The 22,728-nt window shown below is 62.2% G+C and carries 18 protein-coding genes; 4 read left to right on the plus strand and 14 right to left on the minus strand.

Annotated features, from left to right (window positions below):
• Positions 1-28: 28 nt before the first annotated feature.
• The 4 genes from QMA15_RS07485 to QMA15_RS07500 are packed head-to-tail and all read right to left on the minus strand — an operon-like array spanning position 29 to position 4,239.
• The gene (locus QMA15_RS07485) at positions 29-841 is read right to left on the minus strand and encodes an enoyl-CoA hydratase-related protein (protein WP_020970866.1); all 813 of its coding nucleotides are present in this window, start codon (positions 839-841) and stop codon (positions 29-31) included.
• The gene (locus QMA15_RS07490; protein ID WP_042952989.1) at positions 838-1,599 is read right to left on the minus strand and encodes a crotonase/enoyl-CoA hydratase family protein; all 762 of its coding nucleotides are present in this window, start codon (positions 1,597-1,599) and stop codon (positions 838-840) included. Before QMA15_RS07490 ends, QMA15_RS07485 begins: the two co-directional genes overlap by 4 nt.
• A 37-nt stretch (positions 1,600-1,636) precedes the next feature.
• Complete coding sequence (locus QMA15_RS07495; RefSeq protein ID WP_003940131.1) at positions 1,637-2,683, minus strand: MBL fold metallo-hydrolase; 1,047 nt, start codon at positions 2,681-2,683, stop codon at positions 1,637-1,639.
• Complete coding sequence (locus QMA15_RS07500; protein ID WP_172932624.1) at positions 2,680-4,239, minus strand: long-chain-fatty-acid--CoA ligase; 1,560 nt, start codon at positions 4,237-4,239, stop codon at positions 2,680-2,682. The genes QMA15_RS07495 and QMA15_RS07500 overlap by 4 nt, the downstream gene beginning before the upstream one ends.
• A 187-nt stretch (positions 4,240-4,426) precedes the next feature.
• On the opposite strand from QMA15_RS07500, the gene QMA15_RS07505 reads away from it, so the two are divergent.
• A complete protein-coding gene (locus QMA15_RS07505; RefSeq protein WP_290283821.1) occupies positions 4,427-5,371 on the plus strand; it encodes a LysR family transcriptional regulator in 945 nt (314 codons plus the stop codon).
• Here QMA15_RS07505 and QMA15_RS07510 read toward each other — a convergent pair.
• On the minus strand, positions 5,305-6,195 hold the full coding sequence (locus QMA15_RS07510; RefSeq protein WP_020970870.1) for a LysR family transcriptional regulator: 891 nt from the start codon (positions 6,193-6,195) through the stop codon (positions 5,305-5,307). The genes QMA15_RS07505 and QMA15_RS07510 overlap by 67 nt on opposite strands.
• A gap of 181 nt (positions 6,196-6,376) precedes the next feature.
• On the opposite strand from QMA15_RS07510, the gene QMA15_RS07515 reads away from it, so the two are divergent.
• Positions 6,377-8,047, plus strand: a complete 1,671-nt coding sequence (locus tag QMA15_RS07515; protein ID WP_279164222.1) for a chitobiase/beta-hexosaminidase C-terminal domain-containing protein — start codon at positions 6,377-6,379, stop codon at positions 8,045-8,047.
• Between the two features lie 78 nt (positions 8,048-8,125).
• Here QMA15_RS07515 and QMA15_RS07520 read toward each other — a convergent pair whose 3' ends face one another.
• The gene (locus tag QMA15_RS07520) at positions 8,126-9,316 is read right to left on the minus strand and encodes an acyl-CoA dehydrogenase family protein (RefSeq protein WP_290283823.1); all 1,191 of its coding nucleotides are present in this window, start codon (positions 9,314-9,316) and stop codon (positions 8,126-8,128) included.
• 310 nt (positions 9,317-9,626) lie between these two features.
• On the opposite strand from QMA15_RS07520, the gene QMA15_RS07525 reads away from it, so the two are divergent.
• Positions 9,627-10,847: an acetyl-CoA C-acetyltransferase gene (locus QMA15_RS07525; RefSeq protein ID WP_020909227.1), complete on the plus strand. Its 1,221-nt coding sequence runs from the start codon at positions 9,627-9,629 to the stop codon at positions 10,845-10,847.
• A gap of 5 nt (positions 10,848-10,852) precedes the next feature.
• Here QMA15_RS07525 and QMA15_RS07530 read toward each other — a convergent pair whose 3' ends face one another.
• The 5 genes from QMA15_RS07530 to QMA15_RS07550 form a co-directional block, all read right to left on the minus strand.
• Complete coding sequence (locus QMA15_RS07530) at positions 10,853-12,049, minus strand: CaiB/BaiF CoA-transferase family protein (protein WP_279164298.1); 1,197 nt, start codon at positions 12,047-12,049, stop codon at positions 10,853-10,855.
• 72 nt (positions 12,050-12,121) lie between these two features.
• Complete coding sequence (gene fabG / locus QMA15_RS07535; RefSeq protein ID WP_003940214.1) at positions 12,122-12,862, minus strand: 3-oxoacyl-ACP reductase FabG; 741 nt, start codon at positions 12,860-12,862, stop codon at positions 12,122-12,124.
• A 42-nt stretch (positions 12,863-12,904) separates the two neighbouring features.
• Positions 12,905-14,071, minus strand: coding sequence for an acyl-CoA dehydrogenase family protein (locus QMA15_RS07540; RefSeq protein WP_019745415.1), 1,167 nt, complete (start codon positions 14,069-14,071; stop codon positions 12,905-12,907).
• A gap of 120 nt (positions 14,072-14,191) precedes the next feature.
• Complete coding sequence (locus QMA15_RS07545) at positions 14,192-15,712, minus strand: acyl-CoA synthetase (protein ID WP_029256328.1); 1,521 nt, start codon at positions 15,710-15,712, stop codon at positions 14,192-14,194.
• 44 nt (positions 15,713-15,756) lie between these two features.
• Positions 15,757-16,554, minus strand: a complete 798-nt coding sequence (locus tag QMA15_RS07550) for an enoyl-CoA hydratase (RefSeq protein ID WP_029256329.1) — start codon at positions 16,552-16,554, stop codon at positions 15,757-15,759.
• A gap of 109 nt (positions 16,555-16,663) precedes the next feature.
• Here QMA15_RS07550 and QMA15_RS07555 point away from each other — a divergent pair, with 109 nt between their 5' ends.
• Positions 16,664-18,094: a coniferyl aldehyde dehydrogenase gene (locus tag QMA15_RS07555; protein WP_019745418.1), complete on the plus strand. Its 1,431-nt coding sequence runs from the start codon at positions 16,664-16,666 to the stop codon at positions 18,092-18,094.
• A gap of 37 nt (positions 18,095-18,131) precedes the next feature.
• Here QMA15_RS07555 and QMA15_RS07560 read toward each other — a convergent pair whose 3' ends face one another.
• From QMA15_RS07560 to QMA15_RS07570, 3 genes are read right to left on the minus strand one after another with little or no spacing between them, the layout of a single operon-like run.
• Entirely contained in the window at positions 18,132-20,051 is a 1,920-nt protein-coding gene (locus QMA15_RS07560; protein WP_290283824.1) for an SEC-C domain-containing protein, read from the minus strand.
• Between the two features lie 35 nt (positions 20,052-20,086).
• Positions 20,087-21,997, minus strand: a complete 1,911-nt coding sequence (locus QMA15_RS07565; RefSeq protein WP_279164220.1) for an SEC-C domain-containing protein — start codon at positions 21,995-21,997, stop codon at positions 20,087-20,089.
• 18 nt (positions 21,998-22,015) lie between these two features.
• Complete coding sequence (locus QMA15_RS07570; protein WP_279164219.1) at positions 22,016-22,693, minus strand: GAP family protein; 678 nt, start codon at positions 22,691-22,693, stop codon at positions 22,016-22,018.
• Positions 22,694-22,728 lie beyond the last annotated feature (35 nt).

Consider the following 22,728-nt stretch of genomic DNA (forward strand, 5'->3'; position numbering starts at 1 on the left):
ATCCATCATACGACCAGCGATCTGACGCTCACTCCACTCGAGTTAGCCCTGGTACGGCCCACTCTCCGGTGAAGACCGGCTCCCGCTTTTCCACGAAGGCACGAACCGCGTCGGTAGCATCCGTCGCAAAATTGACCGCTTGCGCCCTCGCCTCGTTGTCCAAGGCTTCCCGCAACGAGAGTGAGGTGTGATGTTCGAGCATGGCGGCAGACTGACTCAGTGCGGCTGGCGGACCGTCAGCGAGCCGCTGCGCAAGCTTCGACGTGTGTTCGTCCAGTTCACCCGGCTCGACCAGATAGGTCACCAGCCCGAGTTCGTAGGCTTCCTGTGCGTCGATCGTCTCGGCGAGCATCACCAGTCGCTTCGCTTGCTGGAGGCCGACCAGTCTCGGCAGGATCCACGAACCCCCGAAGTCGACAGACAACCCCCGTTTGGCGAAGATCTGGCTGAACTTCGCACCCTTGGCTGCTACGACGAAGTCGCAGAGCAACGCCATGTTCCATCCGGCTCCGACGGCAAACCCGTCGACCTTCGCCACCAGAGGCTTGGGAAACTCACCCAGTGCGATGGCCGTTGCGTTGATGACACGCATGCGATCGAGCGGGTGCGACGAGCCGCGTTTGTCCAGATCGGAGCCCGCACAGAAGGTCCCGTCCGCGCCGGTCAGGATCACAGAGCGAATCTGCGAATCCTCTTGAAGTTCGAGGACTGCTTCACGTAGAGCGATCCAGGCGTCGAGATCGAGAGCGTTGCGGCGGTGCGGCCGACACAGAACAATCGTCGCGACAGCACCGTCACGTTCGATGCTTACGGCCGCGCGCTCGATCGTCTCGGCACTCATGAGCCACTCCACACGGGAGAGCGCTTCTCGGCAAATGCCGTTGCACCTTCCTTGGCGTCACGTGAGGTGAAGACCGGATCGATGAATTCGCGTTGCGCGACAAAGGCATCCGGATCAGTGTACTTGGCGGACATTGCCAGTACCTGCTTGGTCGCGCGAACAGCCAGTGGACCGTTTGCCGCTACTCGGGCCGCAAGCTCGCGTGCGACGGTCAGTGCCTGTCCAGGTTCGGCGAGCCGATTGACCAAGCCGTGATGATGCGCCACGGTGGCACTGAGCGGATCCCCGGTGATCGCGATTTCCATGGCCAACTGGTACGGGAGGATCTTGGGCAGACGCAAAAGGCCACCGGCGGCCGCGGCAAGCCCACGCTTCACTTCGGGCAAGCCGAATTTCGCATCCGTGGACGCCACGATCAGATCGGCCGCCAACGCAAGTTCGCACCCGCCGGCGAGGGCCCACCCCTCGACGGCTGCGATCAGCGGCTTCGACGGCGGAGCCTCGGTCAGACCGGCAAAACCACGACCCGGCAGCGATGGGCGTTCCCCGCGCGCAAATCCCTTGAGATCCATACCGGCGCAGAAGGTTCCACCGGATCCGGTCAGAATACCGATGGTGAGGTCGGACCTGTTCTCGAACTCGTCGATGGCGGCAGCCAAGGCTTCGGCAAGTTCGAGATTGACCGCGTTCTTGGCCTCGGGACGATTGAGGGTGATGACGGCAACGCCGTCGGCGAAGTCGGTGAGCACGACGCTCATGTTCGGTTCCTACTTCCGTGATGAGATTCTTGAAAGGTCACTGCGCGCGAATGCTCCAGCGCACGGGTGTGCCGCCGGACGGTGTCACGATCTCCCGCTTGGCCAAAACAACGAGATGAGCATGGGTTTCGCGGACTGCCAAGCGAAGTAGTCGCGGCGACATCTGTTCGAACGGGCGAGACCAGGAGATCGTGCGTGAGAGTTCCCAGGCCGTGGATTCGGGCTCATCCTGAACCGCAGCCACGATCTCCGCCAATCGCTCCTCGTGGTGCCCCATCAATTGACGTGCACGATCGGCGATCCCACGGAATCGATATTCATGTGCCGGAAGCACTTCGCACTCGCCCAGTGTTGTCGTCGCCTCGAGCGAGAGAAGATAACGATGAAGCGGGTTCTCGAGTTCACCGGGAATCGTGGAGATGTTCGGGCTGATCCTCGGCAGCATGTGATCGCCGCTGAACAACAAGCCTCTGTCCTCTTCCACGAAGCAGAGATGTCCGGGAGTGTGCCCCGGTGTCCACTGAGCCCGGAGATTCCACCCGGGAAGATCGAGTGAATCACCATCTCCCAGAACAATGTCGATGGTTTCGTGCTCAGCGAACCGCACCAGGTCGACCCGAGACGCGTCGAGCACTTCGGCCGGTGCGCCGAGTTCGGACAATTGCAGGTTCCAGCCACTGATGTCGTCGCGGGTCTGCTCGGGACCGTGGTATCCGAGGAGCGTCGCGTCGGCCACGTGCATCGCAAGCGTTGCGCCGCTGACCTGCCGAAGACGCGGCGCCAGACCGAAGTGATCGGGATGCAGGTGCGTGATTGCCGCATAGCGCACTTCGGAAACGTGGTATCCGATCGATGCTATGCCGTCGACGAGAGCCTGCCACGACTGTTCGTGATCCCAACCGACGTCGATGAGGGCAAGTCCGTCGTCGAGCGCGAGTGCGTAGACGAGCACGTAACGCAAAGGGTTGTCCGGCATGGGAACAGGGATCGACCACAGTCCGTCCCGCACCTGTTCCACCGGTGGAAGGACTTTGTTCGCCCACGCCTCACGTTGTGCGACACCGACGTCTTCGGTCACGATCATGATGCTTCTCCGCTCGCGTTCAGCATGGTCCGCAGGCTCGACTTGAGCAGTTTCCCGCTCGCGTTGCGAGGCAAGGAGTCCACGAAATGGATCTGGCGAGGTTTCTTGTACGACGCCAACTTCGCTGTGCTGAACGCGATCAACTCGTCGACGCTCGGCACGTCGGCACCGTCGACCAGTTTGACCACCGCGGTGACGGATTCACCCCAGCGCTTGTCCGGAACCCCGACCACCGCGACCTCGGCAACCGAGGGGTGTTCGGCCAGAATGGATTCCACCTCGATCGGATAGACGTTCTCACCGCCGGTGATGATCATGTCCTTGAGGCGATCGGTGACGAACAGATACCCCTCGTCGTCCAGATGGCCGGCGTCGCCTGTTCGGAGAAAGCCGTCCTTAGTGAACAGTTCCGCGGTCTCTCGGTCACGTCGCCAGTACCCGCGAGTGTTGTTTCTGCTGCGTGCAACGATCTCACCGGATTTGTTGGGCGGCAATACCTCCCCAGTTGTGACGTCTCGAATGGAGATCTCGACGCCGATCATCGGTTTTCCCGCAGAGCGGAGCAACTCCGAACGCGGACCGCTCACATGATGGTCGAAGGCACGAAGGACGGATACCGAACCAGTTGTCTCGGTCATCCCGTATCGCTGGACGAATTTGCAGTTCAAGACAGTCATCGCATGAGCGAGGAGTGCCGGAGTGATCGGCGACGCCCCATAGGCGACCACCTCCAGGCTGGTCAGATCGAAACTGTCGAGAGTGGGCAGATCTACCAGCGTCTGAATGACGGCAGGCACCAGAAATGCGTGGGTGACATGGTGAGTCGCGATGGCATCAGCAACCCGAGTCGGCGCCATGTCTCCGAGCAGCACCAAAGGCACTCCGGCCGACAAGCACGTACTCATCCAGCCGGCGCCGGCGATGTGAAAGAGGGGAAGTGCGTCGAGTGCGACTGCATTCGAACCGAATTCGTAGACATCGAACCCCTCTGGCTCGTTGTACAGATTCCGGTGCGTGGCCACGACGCCCTTGGGCCGGCCGGTTGTCCCGGACGTGTACAGCTGCAGAACTGCTGCGTCCGGATCGTGCCCCTGTCCGGGGTCGACGCCGTTCCCGGAGGCCACGAACTCCGCCCAGGTTCGCGAATCCGGCAGGCCCCCTGCAGCTCCCACGGTTATGACCTCGATCTCCGGCAACGCTGCGGACATCGCCGCCGCCCCCGCGGCGAACTCGTCATCGACGATCAAGACGTCGAGCTCCGCGTCCTCGGCGATGTCGACGAGTTCGAGTGGGTTGAGCCGCCAGTTCAACGGGATGAACACAGCGCCTGCCTTCGCACACGCGATGAAGGTTTCCGCACCTTCGAGCCCCATCCGCAATAGCGCACCGACGCGAGCACCGGCTGCGGTCACTTCTGCCAGCGCGCTCGCCAAGGTACTGGTCTCGCCATCCAGCTCAGCCCATGTCAAAGTTCGGTCGCCGCACGTGATCGCCGGATCGGACGGCCGTGTCGACGCCGAGTGGCGTATCCGGTTGGGTAGGTGAAGCTCGCTCACATCACGCTCCTGTGTTCCAGGTACTCACCGAGCACGAACCGCGGTCGGTGGTACTGGAACAGTCGACCATCGCTATGGCCTGCGCCACAAAGACGAGAAGGCGCACAGAGCCATAGCTGAGACCTATGTCTGCAGGTCGCAGCAAGTCGCAGGCGCCAAGGCGTCGTCATCTGCGAGAATTTGTCAGATGCAGGCACCCGGGATGGACATACGCAGCGCGCAGTATCTCGTCGCCGTCGTCGATCACGGCAGCGTCACCGCCGCCGCGGACGTCCTGCGTATCTCGCAACCGTCACTCTCGCAGGCCGTACGCAACCTCGAACGAGCACTCGGAGCCACACTCTTCGAGCGCACCACTCGCGGTCTGGCTCCCACCAAAGTCGGACTGGCAATTACCGATTCTGCACGTGCGTTGCTCGCCGACGTTGCTCGGGCCGAAGCCGCGGTGGCCGCAGTAACCGCTTTGCGCGCCGGCGAACTCGCCATAGCTGTTCAGTCCGATCTTGCCATCGACCCCGTTGCAGAGGTCGCCGGACGCCTCCATCTGACGGCGCCCGGAATTCGGTTCTCCACGAACGCCGTCCCGAACGCACAGGACGTGCGCGCGCTGGTCAGAGCAGGTACGTGTGAACTCGGGTTTCTCGAGACCCACCCGGGTACCGATGTCTCCGACGGGCTTCGAGAAATTGCCGTGAGTACCCAGGAAACGGTCTTGTCGATCCCCGTTCGCCTGGCCACAGACCTACCCGATCCGGTTGCGCGCGCCGTGGTTGCGCGCCTGCCGATGGTGGTCGAGCCATCGACATTTCGGCGCGGGCATTCGATCGACGACGATCTGGAGCTCACCAACGTCGTCGTGGAAGTACCTGATCGCCTTGCCGTCCGGGAAATGGTCGGGCAAGGTGTAGGCGCCGCGCTGCTGCCCAGATCGATCGCCGAACAAGACTCCCCAGCATCTGAGGTTCGCTCGCTTCTCCCACCGATCACGCGGCAGACGATCTTGGTCTACCGCGACGGCCCGCTCTCGCCGGCCGGGTCTGCGTACATCGAGAACGTCTCCACACGTCACAAACCGTCCACGAACAGCCTGCCCAACGGCGAGAGCGTCTCCGGATCGAACTCGATGCCGTAATTCAGTGAGATCGCGGGCTCCACCGGAAATATCTCCGCGCCGGACGCGACCGATCTCTCGGCCAACGAACGCTCCATGAATGCCATGCCCAAACCCGCAAAGACGAAGGCGCCGACGGTCTCCCGCTGCGCCAACTCCGTCGACATCCGAGTCCGGGCCCCGGCGGCCTGCAGAGACGACTCGATGGCAAGCCGAGCCCGCGAGTGTTTGAGCACACCCACCACGGGGAGATCGGGCAATGCCGTCAATGACACCGGCTCTCCCGCAGCGGGTTTCACACCATTCGGCCAGACGTCAGGATGAACCCCCGACGGCACTGCCAGCCAGTATTCGTTCACCCCGATCACTTTCGTGGACAGCGCCGACATGTCGGGTGGCCAATAGCTGAAGACCACCTCACATGCGCCGTCTGCCAACACCTGCTCAGACGTTGCACCCTGCGGCAGTTCACCGACCCGAACGGTCACAGCAGGCCACCGCTCTCGAAAGTCCGCCACGATGCGTGCGATCGGACCTTCGAGACCATGTGCCGCGGAGCAGATGTCGAGCCGCCCACGAGGCTCGTCGGCCGTCCCGGTCGCGACATTGAATGCGGCCGCACTGCTGCGCATCATCTGCCGCGCCGGCCCTACCAACGCCCGACCTGCCGCCGTCAGAACCAAACCGCGACCGACACGGTGAAACAGTTCGACTCCGAGTTCACGCTCGAGACCACGAATACCCTGCGACAGCGACGGCTTGGTGACCGACAGATTCTGCGCAGCCGTCGACAAGGACTCCCCACCGGCAACGGCAAGGAAGTACTCGATCTGACGTAGGTCCACGCCATCGACTTTGCCATAAGCGCAGCCGACAGTACCGCCGGCAAGCGCGGACGGTGTTCATACACGCTTCACTAGTCGGACATACAGGACACACCTTTTTCTACCCGGCGCCACCTAGCGTAATTGGTCCAGACCAATTACGGATGGGTCTGAACCACCGCGTCGAAGACAAGGAATCCTCGTGAGACGTACGACCATCGCGATAGCAGCCGTGACCGCGGCTCTCGCCGTTCCCGGCATCGCCCCCGCCGAATCCCAAGCCGAACCCAGCTGGGGCAGTTCATCCTTCGAATGGGGTAGCTCTTCGGGCGAGAACAACACGCCGCCCGCAGCGCCCGGCGTCAGCGTCCCCGGCGGACGGTACGAGCACCCTGTCGATCTGACCTTCACCGCCGAGCGCGGCGCCACCGTCCGCTACACCTTGGACGGAACGACACCCACCACCGACAGCCAAGCTGCCACACCGGGACGTCCGCTGCAGATCGCACAGGACACCAACGTCACTGTCGCCGCTTTCCGCGGCGATCACGCGAGCGCGGCCGTCTCGTTCGGCTACCTGATCAAGACCTCGGAGAAGCCGCTGGCTCAGGTCGTCGTGATGTCCGACGTCCACGTCGGCGACCACGCGAACAACGACAAGAAGTACGAAAGCTTTTTCGACACAATCGGTTCCATCTTTCCGAAACCCGACGCGATCCTCTCCAACGGCGACATGATCAACGACAACGGAGACGGCAAGGGGCCTGACCACAAGATCGTCGCAGAAATCTTCCAGGCAAACCTCGCCAGGAAGGGCATGAACGACACACAACTCCTGATCTCCAACGGCAATCACGATGCAAGTCTCGCGGCAATCAGAGCCGGATATCCGGCGGAGTGGTTCCCGGATTCCGGTGGCGGATACTACGAATCCGACGTCAGCGGTGTCCATCTCTTCACGGTCAACACCGAGACGTACAACAATGATTCAGCGCAACGTAATTGGCTGAAGTCCCGCCTGACCGAAATAACCGCGGAGTCCGGGAACCTGACCAAACCGATCCTGGTCCAGGGACACCGGCCGGCAAGCAACACAGCCATGGACGGCCAGCAGGCGTCGAACCCTCAACTGACCGAAGACTTGAGCGCCTTCCCTCAGGCAATCTTCTTCTCCGGGCACTCACATCTGAACAACAACGACGACCGGTCGATCCATCAGCGTGACTTCACGTCGGTCAACGACGGCTCGATGTCGTACATCGAAATCGATCACGGCTACCAGATGGTGACCGAGTCCGGTCTCGCGAACCGTTTCGAATCACCCACTGCCCAAGCGCTCTTCGTGGAGGTCTACCAGGACCGCACGGAAATCAACCGCATCAACATGGCGGCAGACAAGCACGACATCTACACCGGAGGCGCGTGGTCAGCCAACTGGCAGCCGCCGTACTCGAGCGCGGGCACGCTGAGCGGCTCGGGTTGGACGGTCGAACTCGACGGGTCGACCAACCAGCAGATCAAGGACAACTTCCGCTACACCTCGGGTGCACGAAACACGAATGCACCGGAATTCACCACAGCCACCCCACTCTCGGTGAGCACCGGAGCGAACGGTGAAACTGCGCTACGGATCGCGCAGGCCAAGGACGATCAGATGGTGCACCACTACGCCGTCGAGGTCACGGACACAGCCACCGGAGCGAAGGTGGTCTCGTCGAAGGTGCTCTCCGACTTCTACTTCATGCCACGGCCGAACAGCCTCGACATTCCGATTCCCGATGCAGCAGCGGGTACCGCATACGATGCCCGCGTCGAAGCCGTTGACGCATACGGCAATCGGTCACCGGTGACGACCTTGGCCTTCACCCGCTGATATTTACCCACTGACGTCCACCCGCTGACCCGACACGACAAAGCGGCACCGCGCATGTTCGCGGTGCCGCTTCTCGGCTCAGTTGTACGTGCGAAGCAGGCCCTTGCTGATGATCTGCTTCTGGATGTCGCTGGTGCCTTCACCGATCAGAAGGAACGGCGCCTCACGCATCAACCGCTCGATCTCGTATTCCTTGGAGTAGCCGTATCCACCATGGATACGGAAGCTGTCCTGCGTGACCTCCGAGCAGAATTCACTCGCCAGATACTTCGCCATACCCGCTGCGACGTCGTTGCGCTCACCCGAGTCCTTGAGCCTGGCTGCGTTGACCATCATCAGATGTGCCGCTTCGACTTTGGTGCCCATTTCGGCGATCCGGAACGCGATGGCCTGATGCTCGGCGATCGGCTTGCCGAACGTCTCGCGCTGCTTGGCGTAGGTGACAGCCAGTTCGAAAGCGCGCTGGGCGATTCCGCACGCACGCGCGGCGACGTTGACCCGGCCGACCTCGACGCCGTCCATCATGTGCCGAAATCCCAAGCCGGGAGCGCCACCGAGAACCTCTTCGGCTCCGATCTCGAAGCCGTCGAAAATCATCTCCGTGGTGTCGATTCCCTTGTAGCCCATCTTCTCGAGCTTGCCCGGAATGGTCAGGCCCGGGAGTACCTCGCCGAAACCTGCGGGCTTCTCGATCAATATCGTCGTCAGATTGTTGTGCGGCTTCTCCGCGCCCTCGTCCGTCTTGACGAGGACTGCCACCAACGTCGACGAACCACCGTTGGTCAGCCACATCTTCTGGCCGGTGATCACGTAATCGCCTGACTCCGTACGCTTCGCCTTGGTCGATATGGCAGCAACATCGGAACCCAGGGCCGGTTCCGACATGGAAAATGCGCCGGTGAGGTCCCCGGACGCCAGACGTGGCAGGTACTTCGCCTTCTGTTCCGGCGTCCCGTGCGCGGAGATCATGTGAGCCACGATGAAATGCGTGTTGATGACGCCGGACACGCTCATCCATCCACGGGCCAGCTCTTCGACGCACAGCGCGTAGGTGAGCAATGATTCGCCGATACCCCCGTACTCGGGGTCGATGGTCAGTCCGAACAGACCCATGTCCTTCATCTGCTTGACGATGTCGGTCGGGTACGTATCGGAGTGTTCGAGCTCCTGCGCCGCGGGGATGACCACACGATCGACGAACTCGCGTACCGCCCCGACGATGTCGCTCTGGGTCTCGGTCAATCCCGCCGTCTGCGCCAAACGAGTCACTGTTCCACCTGTCTGTCGGTACTTCGTGCTCTCCTGTCGACGAAACTGATTCGACTCCAGGAACTTTCACCCCACCGCGACATGTGTGCGGCAGAGACGCTGCATCCATTCAATCCCCGAACGGTATATGTGTCAAAGTCGATTTCGCATACGAACCGTATGGCGGAAACTATGCCCGAACAGGTCGTTCCTGCTGTTGACAACCGCGCCACGCGTGCTGGATATTCGAGTGGCCAGGTCGCTATGGGGCCCTTCGATCGGCCCGTTCACGCGACGCATTCCCCACCTCTCCTCGAGACAGGCGCATTCCATGCACGACGCAGTCATCTGTGAACCCGTTCGCACCCCGGTGGGCGGATTCGGCGGAGTCTTCAAGGACGTTCCCGTCACCACTCTCGCCAGCACTGTTGTGCGTGGCCTCGTCGAACGAACCGGCATTGCGTCCACCGATGTCGACGACGTCATCTTCGGTCAGGGTTACGCCAACGGAGAGGCCGCGGCCATCGGGCGAATCGCGGCACTCGACGCCGGTCTGGACGTGTCCGTTCCCGGAATACAACTCGATCGCCGTTGCGGTTCGGGATTGCAGGCGATCATCTACGCCGCGATGCAGGTACAGACCGGGATGAGTGATCTGGTCATCGCCGGCGGCGCCGAGAGCATGAGCGGAACCGAGTTCTACTCCACCGATATGCGTTGGGGCACAAAGCGCCCTTCGGTCGAGTTCCACGACCGATTGGCCAAACCGCGCACGAACTCCGGCGGAGTCAACTTCCCGGTCGAAGGCGGCATGATCGAGACCGCCGAGAACTTGCGCCGGGAGTACTCGATCACCCGCGACGAGCAGGACCGATACGCGGTGCGATCGCACGAACGGGCCGTTCATGCCCAGGACAGCGGGTATTTCGACGACGAGACCATTCCCGTTTCGGTGCGCGGGCGCCGTGGTGAGCAGACAGTCGTCACTCGCGACGAGCATCCACGCCGAGGGATTCAGCTGTCCGATCTTGCTGCACTGCGCCCCATTCGAGGTCGAGTCGACCCCGAAGCCACAGTCACCGCCGGAAACGCCTGCGGCCAGAACGACGCCGGAGCCGCGGCCATCGTCACCACTGCGGCCAACGCCGAACGCCTTGGCCTGCGACCGTTCGCGAAACTGGTCAGCTGGGGTGTGGCGGGTGTGGAGCCGAACCGAATGGGCATCGGACCGGTGCCTGCCGTGGCGAAAGCTCTCTCCCGTGTCGATCTGTCGCTCGACGACATCGACCTCATCGAAGTCAACGAGGCATTCGCCGCACAGGTTCTCGCGTGCGCCAAGGCCTGGGGATTGAGCGCGCAGGACATCGAGGAGCGCTTCAACGTCAACGGTTCCGGGATCTCGCTCGGACATCCTGTCGGTGCCACCGGTGGGCGGATCCTCGCCAATCTGCTGCGCGAACTCGACCGGCGCCAGGGACGGTACGGGATCGAGACCATGTGTATCGGTGGCGGACAAGGGATTGCAGCGGTGTTCGAGAACCTGCGACGCTAGAAGCGTTAACCGATCGATCCGTCGCGGCGAAGGTCCGCGATCTGGTCGCCCGTACGCCCCAACTCGGCCAGTAGAGAATCCGTCTGCTGGCCGAGGGCCGGAACGTCACCCATGCGCATTTCGACGTCCGAGTACGTCATCGGAGGCAGCACGGCATCGATCGGTCCGTTTTCTGTGCCCACGGACCTCCACCTGGCACGCTTCTCCAACTGCGGATGTTCCAGTAGACCGGCCATGTCGTTGAGTGCAGCGGCCGGGACACCGGCGGCGGCAAGGCGTTGATCCAGATCTGCCGTCAAATACAGACGAGTCAGGGAACCCACCAATTCGTCTACCTCGCCGCGATTTTCGACGCGCACGATGTTGGTGGAAAAGCGCGGATGGTCGACCAGATCCTCTCGCTCGAACACGTCCACCATCAGCGCTCGCCATCCACGATCGTTCTGGACGCCGATCAGGATTTCGCCGTCGGCCGTGGGATACGAATCGTAGGGAACGATCGCGGCATGGCCGAGACCGACACGTGGAATCTGCTTGTCTGCATACATTTTCATGTACATCGGATGACCCAGCCACTCGACGGTGGAATCGAACATCGAGACCTCGACGAGCGCTCCCTTACCCGTTCGCTCTCTACGGAACAGGGCGCTCAGAATCGAAGTCAGCGCGTACATTCCTGCGGCGATGTCCGAGACCGGGATACCCGTCTTGGTGGCCGTCTCCGGTGTGCCTGTCACGGAGATCATTCCGGTCTCGGCTTGGACCAGCATGTCGTACGCCTTGCGCTCACGCCGTGGGCCGGCACTGCCGTATCCGGACATGTCGATCACGATGAGCTGTGGGAATTTCTCGCGCAGTTCCTCCGCGCCGAACCCCAGTCGCGCAGCTGCGTCGGGTGCCAGATTCTGTAGGAACACATCGGCTCGCGCGACAAGATCGAGAACGATTTGCCGGCCGGATTCCGACTTCACGTCGACAGCGATCGATTCCTTGGAACGGTTGAGCCACACGAAGTGTGATGCCTGACCGTGAACCGCCCGGTCGTAGTGACGCGCGAAATCGCCCTCGCCGACCCGTTCTATCTTGATCACCCGCGCACCCATGTCCGCGAGATGCCTGGTGGCGAGCGGTGCCGCCACCGCCTGTTCGAGTGCAACCACGGTGATTCCGTCGAGCGGAAGATCCGAGTTCGGCTGTCCCATGTCAGTAGTCACCCCAGAAGTTTCACACCCAGAAGTTTTACACTCTGAATTCTTGCACTCGAACAGGACGGATCAGATGTGGCGGCCGCCGGTGATCTCGAGAACCGTGCCGGTCATGTAGCTCGAGAGGTCGCTCGCGAGGAACAGTACAACCGACGCAACCTCCGAGGGCTCGGCCGCACGCCCCATCGGGATCTCGGCAAGCTTCTCGTTCCAGATCCGTTCGGGCATTGCCTCGGTCATCGCCGTGCGGACAAGTCCGGGCTGAACGGCGTTGACGCGAACGTTCTTGAACGCGACCTCCTTTGCCGCGGCCTTCGTCAGACCGACGATGCCGGCCTTGGCGGCCGAGTAGTTGGTCTGCCCGAGCATGCCCACCTTGCCGGAGATCGACGAGATGTTCACGATTGCGCCCGTCTCACGCTCGCGCATGCGGGCGGCGGCAGCGCGTGTTCCGTTCCAAGCACCCTTGAGGTGAACGGCGATCACGTCGTCGAAGTCCTGCTCGGTCATCTTCCGCATCGTGGCGTCGCGCGTCATGCCGGCGTTGTTGACCATGACATCGACTGGACCGAAAGCACTTTCGGCCAGATCGAGCATGGCCTCGACCTGTCCGGAATCACGCACGTCGCAGGAAGCGAAACGGGCGACCGACTCTCCACCGAGTTCGGCGACCGCAGCCGTTCCGACGGTTTCGTTGATGTCGCCGAGAACGACGGTCGCGCCTTCCTTGATGAAGGTGCGCGCAATTTCGAGCCCGATGCCCTGTGCTCCTCCGGTCACTACCGCAACCTTGCCGTCCAACAATCCCATGTCCACTCCGTTCGTGAGGTTAAAGCTCGTCAGGTAAAGGTGTCAGCGCTGGTTTTGCTTTTTCGCTTGCGCCACGAGCCCACCGCCGAGAATCAGTCGCTGGATCTCGCTGGTTCCCTCGTACAGGCGCAACAGGCGAACTTCACGGTAGATGCGTTCGACCGGCACACCGCGCATGTACCCGTTGCCACCGTGGATCTGCACGGCGAGATCCGCGACCTTGCCCACCATCTCGGTGCAGAAAAGCTTTGCCGCCGAGGGGCCGAGACGTCGATCCTCACCGCTGACGTACCGCGCAGCCACCTCACGCACCATCGCACGCCCGGCCATGACACCGGCCTGCTGGTCAGCCAGCATCGCTTGAACCAGTTGGAAGTCACCGATAGCGGTGCCGCCCTGTTCCGTGACCACGGAGAACGCGACAGATTCGTCGAGCGCTCGCTGTGCTGCTCCCACCGAGAGCGCCGCGATATGGACTCGTCCGCGCGCGAGAGACGTCATCGCTGCGCGGTATCCGGTGTCCTGGTCGCCACCGACGAGGGCCGACTCGGGAACCCGGACGTTGTCGAAGGTGACCTCGGAGGTCCAGGCACCTTCCTGACCCATCTTCTTGTCCTTGGGACCAACTGTGACTCCTGGCGTGTCAGCCGGAACCAGGAAGACTGCAATTCCCGGACCATCGGAATCCGCCGGGCGAGTGCGCGCGAACACCACGAACAGCTGTGCCAGTGGAGCATTGGTGATGAACCGCTTGTTGCCGTCGATCACCCATTCGGATCCGTCCAGAACGGCCTTGGTCCGAAGGCCGGCCGGGTTTGAGCCCGCGCCGGGTTCGGTGAGAGCAAAGGAAGCCACGACGTCGCCGGAGGCGATGCGCTCTAGCCACTGAGCCTTCTGCTCGTCGGTACCGAAGCCGACCAGCACCTGCCCGGCAATTCCGTTGTTGGTACCGAACATCGAACGCAGCGCCAGGGACGTGTAGCCGAATTCCATTGCCAGTTCGACGTCTTGGGTGAGATCGAGTCCGAGCCCACCCCATTCCTGAGGAATCGCGTAGCCGAACAGCCCGATGGCTGCGGCCTTCTTGCGTATGTCCTCAGGAATGGCGTCGGTGTCGGCAATCTCCTGCTCACGCGGAACTACTTCCTTACGGATGAACTCCCGCGCAGTCGCCAAGATATCTGCGAAGTCATCTGCATCGACCTGCATTCCCACCACTCACCTTGCTGTTTCCGAAGTCCATGCCGTCCTCCGAAGTCAATACCGTGAGGCAATCGGAGTCAAAGACCTGAAAACGAACCGAAGGTAAGGCAGAACCTATAGCAGGTGTCAGACGGTGCGCAGTTCCCGCTTGAGCAGCTTTCCGCTCTGATTTCGCGGGAGTTCGGCCACGAAACGCACGTGCTTGGGGACCTTGAACGGGGCAATTCGCTCCTTGACGTGGGCAATCAACGCCTCAGGCGTCAACTCGTCGTTGCCGTCCTTGAGCACGACGATCGCGGTGACGGCCTCGATCCACTTCTCGTCGGGCGTACCGATCACGGCAACTTCTGCCACAGCCGGGTGTGTGTAGACCGCATCTTCGACCTCGCGCGACGCCACCAAGATGCCGCCGGTGTTGATGACGTCCTTGATTCGGTCGACGACCGTGATGAACCCTTCTTCGTCCCGCACGACAAGATCGCCCGAATGGAACCAGCCGTCGCGGAAGGCGTCGGCGGTGGCTTCCGGATTTTCCCAGTAGCCGTTGCACAGCTGCGGTGAGCGGTAGAGAACCTCACCGGACTCACCGTCGGCAACGTCGTTTCCGTCGGCGTCGACGACACGGGTTTCGACGAAGAACACCGCTCGCCCGCAAGAAGACGGACGATCAGCATGCTCGCCGGGCTGGAGAACTGTTGCCAGCGGACCGATTTCGGACTGGCCGAAGCAGTTGTAGAAGCCGATGTCCGGGTAACGCTCACGCAGACGATTGAGCACCGTGACCGGCATGATCGAGGCGCCGTACTGCGCCTTCTTGAGCGAAGACAGATCGCGGGTCTCGAGGTCCGGATGGTTGGCCAACGGTACCCACACGGTCGGGGCCAGGAACAGCGATCCGATCTTTTCTGCTTCGACGCGGCGCAGAATCTCCGGGATGTCCGGCGCCTGCATCAGACTGACCGTCGCACCGACGGACAGGTACGGCAGCATGAAGACGTGCATGCCCGCGGAGTGGTACATCGGCATGCAGATCAGCGGGTTGTCGTTCTTGTCGAGCCCGAGCGCGATCACCGAGGACACGTACTCGTGAACCAGCGCGCCGTGAGACATCATGGCGCCCTTGGGCTTCGAGGTGGTGCCCGAGGTGTACAGCAGTTGCGCCAGATCCGTCGACGTCGCACGCGGTTCGAAAACAGGCACCTCGCCGGCCTCGCCGATCGTGACCACCGACAGTTCCGCGTCCCGCAGTGCGATCACGTGGTCGAGATCGAGGTCGGAGCGAACCGAGTCGAGCGTCGACGCCAATGCCGGATCCACCAACACCGCGCGGGCGCCTGACTGCGCCACGAGGTACCGGAGTTCCTCCCCCTTGAGTGCGTAATTGACCGGAACATGCACCAAACCTGCTCGCGCACAGGCAAGGAATCCGATTGCATAGGCGTCGGAGTTGGTTCCGTATGCCGCGACGCGGTCGCCGTGTTCGAGGCCCAGACCGAGCAAGTGGGCCGCGACCCGCGTCACCGCGTCGTCGAGTTCGCGGTAGGTGCGAGTGCGATCTTCGAAGACGACGGCTACGCGGTCGGGGTACTTGGCTGCCGAGCGCCGAAGCACTCCGTCGACGGTGTTGGTGCGTGGATCCAGGCTCATTCGCTCAGGTTATAGGACGTCCAACTAAACCGGAAGAGCGATCGTTACTTATTGCGCCATTCAGGCTTTCGCTTGTCCACAAAAGCTTGCATACCTTCTTGAGCGTCGCAGGTCACGGCATTGGTTGCCATCGTTTCCGCCATCGCCTCGTACGCCTGGGCTTGCGGCAGATCGATCTGGTGATAAAACGCTTGTTTACCGATCTTCACCGTCAGGGGGCTGGCCGTCGTGATCTTGCCGGCCAGTTCGCGCACCTCTCGGTCCAGGTCTTCGGGCGCGACGACGAAGTTCACCAGACCCCAGTCCGCAGCGGTGTCGGCGTCGATCGTCTGCCCGGTGAGCAACATCTGCATCGAGCGCTTGCGCCCTACTGCCCTGCTCAGGGCCACCATGGGCGTCGAGCAGAACAGTCCGATCTTGACGCCGGGAGTACCGAAGACAGCGTTCGACGCAGCAACAACCAGATCACACGACGCGGCCAGTTGGCAGCCCGCCGCGATAGCCGGGCCCTGTACTGCGGCAATCACCGGCTGCGGAATCCGCTGTACGGTCTCCATCATCTCGGTACAGCCGTCGAAGATCGCCCGCTCGTCTTCGAGGGTTCTCCCGATCATCTCCGTCAGATCGTGGCCGGCGGAGAACACCGGGCCTTCGGCGCGCACGATCACGACCCGCACGCGCTCGTCTGCAGACAATTCGAGAAGGGCAGCCGTCACCTCGCGCATGGTCTCCGCCGAGAGCGGATTGCGCCGCGCCGGCCGATCGAGCGTCAGGAATCCGAGTCCCACCGACTCCTCGACGGAAATCTTCACTGCAGTGTCTTCTACCTGTGTCTGCGACATGTGTTCTCTCTACCAATCGAATCCGTCCCGGTCAACGAGACGAAAGGGGCATCTGTTCGCGCCGCGTCGATACGGTCCGGTCAATACTTCGCCACTACGAGGAGTGCCCATGAGCACCGATGCCGCCGTCACCACCGATCTCGAAGAGATTCTGCGGGCCCAGCAGGAAGCAACTCGCGCCGCTGGTCTTCCGTCCGCGCAGACACGACGCGAGCGCATCCAACGCGTCGTCGATCTTCTGGTGGCAAACCACAAGGATCTGACCGAAGCGATCAACGAAGACTTCGGCGGCCGAATCCCGGCCTACTCGGTGATGAATGATGTTCTGGGATCCATGGTTTCACTCAAGCACGTTCGTGATTCACTCGAAGAGTGGATGATTCGCTCACCGAGAGCCACCGGGGCGATGCAGGATCAGCTGGGTGCCACGGCGTACGTGTCGTACCAGCCGAAGGGTTCGATCGGCATCATCGGAACCTGGAATGCTCCCCTTTTCACTCTCCTGAGCCCGCTCGCCTGCGCCCTCGGAGCGGGAAATCGCGCCGTTCTCAAACCGTCGGAGATCGTGCCGAACACTGCGGCGGTCCTGGCCGAGGCGGCGCGTCGAACGCTCGACCCCGTGGAGGTCGCGGTGGTGACAGGTGGACCGGAGGTCGCTGATCTGCTGACGTCGCTGCCTTTCGACCACCTCGTCTTCACCGGCAGCACAACCGTCGGAAAGCTGGTCATGGCCAATGCTGCGAAGAACCTGGTGCCGGTCACCCTCGAGCTCGGCGGCAAGTCACCGAGCGTCTTGAGCCGCAGTGCCGATATCAGCTCTGCTGCATCACGTTTGGCCATCGCGAAGTCGACCAATGCCGGCCAACTCTGCGTCTCTCCCGACCTGATCTACGTCCCGCGCGAGAACACAGAAGCGTTCATCGACGCGTTCACCGATCAGTTCACCGGACTGTTCCCCACGATCGCCGACAACAAAGACATGGTCTCGATAGTCAGCGATCGTCACCTCGCACGCATCGAGGGGTACATCGCGGACGCGGAAGAGCGTGGGGCACGAATCATCACCGTTCCCGACGAAGAACTCTCCGCAGACACTCGCCGCCGCCCACTGCGAATCGTGGTCGACCCTCCGACCGACGCGCAGATCATGAAGGAGGAGATCTTCGGACCGGCCGTCGTGATCCTGCCGTACGACCAACTCGACAGCGTCGTCGCCGACATCAATTCACGGCCGAAACCGTTGGCGCTGTATTACTTCGGAACCGACCTGGACGAGAAGGAATCCGTGCTCGAACGCACCGTCTCGGGCGGCGTCACCATCAACGACGCGATGTCACACCCGGGCCTGAGCGACGCACCCTTCGGCGGCGTCGGAGCTTCGGGTATCGGGCACTACCACGGCCGCGAGGGTTTCCTCGAGTTCAGTCACGCCCGAACGGTATTCGAAGCAGCGCAGCATGACCCGCGCGGTGAATGGGGAATGCTCCCGCCGTACGGTGAGGGTTTCGAGCAGATGATGTTGGCTCAGGTCACGCCCTGAGGCCCTCCGGCCCCGTGCGCCTTTTTGGTAGTGCACGCTACCGGAAAGGCGCACCGGCAAGGCCGCGGCTGAGGAACTCCACCAGCTGACCCGGTTCGGTATCCACCGACTCGATCAGTTGGATCAGTTCCTTCTTGTCCTCTGCTGCAAGCGGTTCGATGCCACCGAAGGTGCGCATCGTGGAGCCGGCGGGGAGAACGCGTGCACAGACGAGCGTGCCCGGCTCGAGATTGACTGAGCCCCACTCGTCCGTGACCTTCACCAGATGCCCGTTGCGGACGTCACTGAGAGTGACCGACTGCCCAGGTTCCGTCGAGGCAACCTTGTAGACCGAGCGCGGAATCGCCAACCACTGATCGGCCAGTTCGCGTTCGTCGGCAGGAAGCAGTTCTCCGCGCCGCTCGACAAATGCCGCGAAAACACCGGCATCGAACAAGGCAGCGTCGACGGCCAATCCGCCTTCGACGGCGAGCGTCAGCGCTTCTTCGCTGTTGAACTGCTCGGCACGGATGAGCGCAAGATCGAACACGGCGTCGAAGTACTCCGGTGTGCGCGAGAACAACTGAGCCTTGACGTAGAGCCAGTTGGCCCGATCATCGAACGTCACCTCGGACTTGCCCAGATGGCAGACCTTGAACTTGCGACCGGAACCGCACCAGCACTTGTCATTTCGGCCGAGTTCGGGGTGCTCGGCCGGGGCATAGCGCTGAAGAACCTCGTGCAGAACCTCGGACTCGCCACCCTCGATCCGGCCGAGAAGTGCCAGCGCGCGGGTCACGTCGCTGCGATCGGCCGCCAGCAGTGCCAGATCGAAGATCGCGGGAGTCCAGTCGGGATCGAGATCGTGCGCCGTTTCGTACGACGCCTCAGCGACAAGGATCTTGCCGAGACGATCCGAAGCCTTGCCTGCCAGCCAATGCGCTGCCGGCTTGACACGACGCGACCCTTTCTCGGCGAGAGCAGTTGCAACAGAATGCAATACGGAATCATGATCGTCGAGTTCGGACAACAGCTCCAACGCTGCCGCAGCCGCGGGCGGCTCGGCGATGCCGGCGAAGGTCTGCGGATCCTCCTTGATCTGCTTGCGCGCCCAGTCCGAGACATCCTCGACGGCTTCGGCTTTCGCGGCCATGACCACATCGACAAAGGCAATCACCGAGGCGGCTTCTTCCGGGTGCAGGTTCTCCCGAACCTCGAGCATGCGGGCTCGGTTCGCCAGGTGGTATGCCTCGAAATCGAATCCGTCGACCGCAACGTAATCACCGTCGCGGACGTAACCTGCCGCCTCGAGCATTTCGCCCAGCGGTGCGGTGGGCTGACGGAACAGCGACGGCTCGTCGAGCATCAATTGCCAGACAATGGCATCGAGGGTGTCAGCACCGATGTCTGCGAGGACCGTCCCCAGGCTCTCGCCGAATCCGGGTGCGGGATCCAGTACCTCGGGGATGGTGCAGAGCGTCAGCTCACGGTCAGCGACGAACAGTCCGATCAAATCGCCCGCAGAACATTCGGCGAGAGTATCGGTGTCGAGGAGAAAACCCTCGTCGTGCGGGAACTCCGGATCTTCGATCCCACGATCAGCCAACAGGTCGTCGTCGACCCCGCGGTGCACGACGCTGATGCCATGAATCTCGTCGTCACGATCGAGGAACACCCGCAGCATCATCAGATCAGGGTTCGCGTCGAGAACGCCGGACTTTATTTCGGCTTCGGTGAGCCGATGGGTCAGCACTCGATGCTCGAACAACGTGTCGAGTGCGGCGTACCGCTCCTCACTCAAGTAGCCGAGCAGTGGGTCCTCGACGTACTCGACGAATTCGGCCATGTCGTCGGCTGTACCGTGGCCGGCATCGGCCAACAGGGTGCCCCAGTCCGCCGCTGTCTGCGGGCCGTGCTCACGCAACAACTCCATCGCGGCTTCGGCGATCAAGTCATTGGCATCCATCGGTTCGTTCACCTATCCAACTTTAACGGGGTCGACTCGATACATCGTCACCGGTCATCGGTCGAGTGATCGGCGCCTCCACGCGACTCGCGCACCAGTTCTTCGGCGTCGAGTTCCTCGGAAGCGAGAACCTCGAGTACCCTCGCAGCCTGCGATTCCGAGGACATGACGACTACGCCCACCGCAAGCGCGCCAGTGGGGGCCGTCAGGAGCCTGGCACTGATCAGGTCGCCGGACTTTCCTTCGACCGGGTGAACAAGGGTGACGGTTTCCTCGGACACACGATCGAGCAGCACGACGCCGGTGTCGGAAGTTTCGATCACCTCGTACACCGACCTCCGGACCCCGAGCCACTGTGCGGCTGTCACTACTTCCGCCTCCGGAAGTAGTTCGCTGCGTCTGGCCAGGAAGTCGGCAAAGATCCCACCCTCGAACAGAGCCACGTCCAGTGCCGAGCCGTCGAAGATCGTGGCGGCGATCAGTTCGTCCTCGGAGAGATTCGCGTTTTCGAGATCGTCGAGCCCGGTCACGACGTCGACGAATTCGGAGGCAAACGCAAACAGGCACGCCTTCTTGTACAACCAGCGACCATCTGCCTTGACCGATTCATCGGCCTTCCCAAGGTGGCACACCTTGTACTTGCGGCCGGAACCGCACCAACACTTGTCGTTTCGCCCGAGCTCCGGGTGATCGGCTGGGACGAAGTCCTGCAGTACGGCATAGAGATTCTCTTCACTTCCGCCGTCGATCCGCCCGAGCAGTGACAGTGCCCGGGTCGCGTCGCCGCGGTCCGACGCGAACTGAGCCAGCTCGAACAAGGCCGGACCCCAACCGGATTCGGCAAGGAGCGCTTTCTCGTAGTGCGCCTCCGCTTCGAGGACGCGCCCCAGCCGATCGACGGCCTTACCGGCGAGCCAATGAGCCGCCGCCCTGACCGACCGTGGCCCTCGCTCGGCCAGTTCGGACGCAAGCGCTTCGAGGATTGCGTCGGTCACCGGGTCCTGATTCCGAAATCCGAGATCGAACACGGCCACTGCAGCACCCGGATCTGCCAGTGAGACAAAGAAGTCCGGGGCGGCGCTGACGTGACGGCGAGCCCAGTCCACGATGTCGAAGTCGGCGATGACGGCATCGGTGTATCCGCGGTCCGCCAGATCGACAAATGCAACAGCAGCGACGGCCTCGTCGTGGGTCAGGTCGTAGGTACTGGCGACCAAAGCTGTCCGAATCTGCAGGTCGTAGGCATCGAAGTCAAATCCCCGCCGAGCCAGTAGTTCACGCTCGTGCTCGTAACCTGCCGCCTCGAAGATCTCACCCAGCGGCGCAACAGGAACCGTGAAGAGAGACGGATCCTCGAGCAGGAGTTGCCAGCACACCGAATCCAGGGCCTCGACTCCGTCCTCCTCGAAGAGTTCGCCGAGCGCCGGAGCAAGATCGGGTTCGTCCTCGATCTCGACCAGACGAAACGCAAGTCTTCCGTCTTCGACTGCCAGGCCGATGAGATCACCGTCGGCGCACTCGCCGAGGGTTCCGGCTGGAAGAACCACAACTCGTCGACTCCGGAAGGGAGCAGCTCCACGTTCCAGGGCCGCTTCTTCCGCCAGGGCCACCCGGATCGCCCCGTCCTCGCCGTCGCCGAATGCCAAGATCGGCTCCAGGTCGGGGCTCGCGTCGAGGATGTCGGACGCAATCTCGAGCTCGCTTAGCCGGTGAGCGAACACGAGCCCTTCGAGGACCGTGTCGAGGGCGACGTACTTTCCGTTGGGCAGGTACCCGAGCATCGGTTCGGACAGATACTCGAGCACGTCGGCCAACTCGGTCGCAGTTCCGTACTCCTCGAGATGGGTCGCCCACTCTTCGAGACTCAGCGGGCCTTGCTCGCGCAGAACAGCCAAAGCAGCGGAGGCAATGGAACCAGCAGCGTCGGAACCAGCGGTTTCGTCGTCGAAATCAGTCACCCGCCAATGGTAGGCGACTTATTGCAGTCCACTGAGCCCCTCGCCCAGCACGGTCGCACCGAGGATTGCCAGGATGACCGTCATCATCACTGCGTTGTTCGCGGTCATCCATGACTTCGCTGATGCGAGGATCTCGTCGGCTCGCTTGCCGGAGAACACCTTGACCAGGATCGGCGACGCGATGCCGACGCTCGCGAGGACCGTGAAGATCACCGCGGCAACAATCTGTTGGGCAACAACATTCGTGGCGACCGCGATAGTGGCCGCACCGGATACTGCCAGCGCTGCATTTTTGGGATTGACCGCCGCGGACAAGAACGCCAACCCGAACGCCTTCCGCGGAGTCAAGCCGTCGATGCTCTTCATCCACTTCGGAACTGTCGGATCACTTCCGTCCCTCGGACGCGCTCGCCACTGCTTGTACGCCAATCCGAACAGAACGAGCCCCAACACGATTCGTACGACGCTCGACCACACCGAAGTCTGCGACGACTCCGACTCCGCAAACGAATAGTCCGCGATCACGATCGTCACCGCAACGACTGCCGAGATTCCGAGGACCCACCCGAGTAGAAAAGATGCCGCCCCTCGATGTGCTCCAGCGGTGATCATGACGAGCACGATCACCGCCATGGGCATCGAGACGAAAAGCAAGCCGAGGGCAATCGGAAGAGACAGACCGATCGCAGCTAGCACCGAAAACCTCCAGTTGAATGCACGATCGACGATCG

This window comes from Rhodococcus sp. APC 3903, assembly GCF_030407755.1.
Classification (GTDB): Bacteria; Actinomycetota; Actinomycetes; order Mycobacteriales; family Mycobacteriaceae; genus Rhodococcus_F; species Rhodococcus_F erythropolis.

Bases quoted from the DNA above. Each gene is read 5' to 3' on its own strand.
- QMA15_RS07495 (WP_003940131.1), bottom strand. From the start codon at position 2,683: ATGATCGTGACCGAAGACGTCGGTGTCGCACAACGTGAGGCGTGGGCG.
- QMA15_RS07530 (WP_279164298.1), bottom strand. From the start codon at position 12,049: ATGGGACAGCCGAACTCGGATCTTCCGCTCGACGGAATCACCGTGGTT.
- QMA15_RS07540 (WP_019745415.1), bottom strand. From the start codon at position 14,071: ATGCAGGTCGATGCAGATGACTTCGCAGATATCTTGGCGACTGCGCGG.
- QMA15_RS07525 (WP_020909227.1), top strand. From the start codon at position 9,627: ATGCACGACGCAGTCATCTGTGAACCCGTTCGCACCCCGGTGGGCGGA.
- fabG (WP_003940214.1), bottom strand. From the start codon at position 12,862: ATGGGATTGTTGGACGGCAAGGTTGCGGTAGTGACCGGAGGAGCACAG.
- QMA15_RS07545 (WP_029256328.1), bottom strand. From the start codon at position 15,712: ATGAGCCTGGATCCACGCACCAACACCGTCGACGGAGTGCTTCGGCGC.
- QMA15_RS07550 (WP_029256329.1), bottom strand. From the start codon at position 16,554: ATGTCGCAGACACAGGTAGAAGACACTGCAGTGAAGATTTCCGTCGAG.
- QMA15_RS07490 (WP_042952989.1), bottom strand. From the start codon at position 1,599: ATGAGCGTCGTGCTCACCGACTTCGCCGACGGCGTTGCCGTCATCACC.
- QMA15_RS07505 (WP_290283821.1), top strand. From the start codon at position 4,427: ATGCAGGCACCCGGGATGGACATACGCAGCGCGCAGTATCTCGTCGCC.
- QMA15_RS07555 (WP_019745418.1), top strand. From the start codon at position 16,664: ATGAGCACCGATGCCGCCGTCACCACCGATCTCGAAGAGATTCTGCGG.
- QMA15_RS07485 (WP_020970866.1), bottom strand. From the start codon at position 841: ATGAGTGCCGAGACGATCGAGCGCGCGGCCGTAAGCATCGAACGTGAC.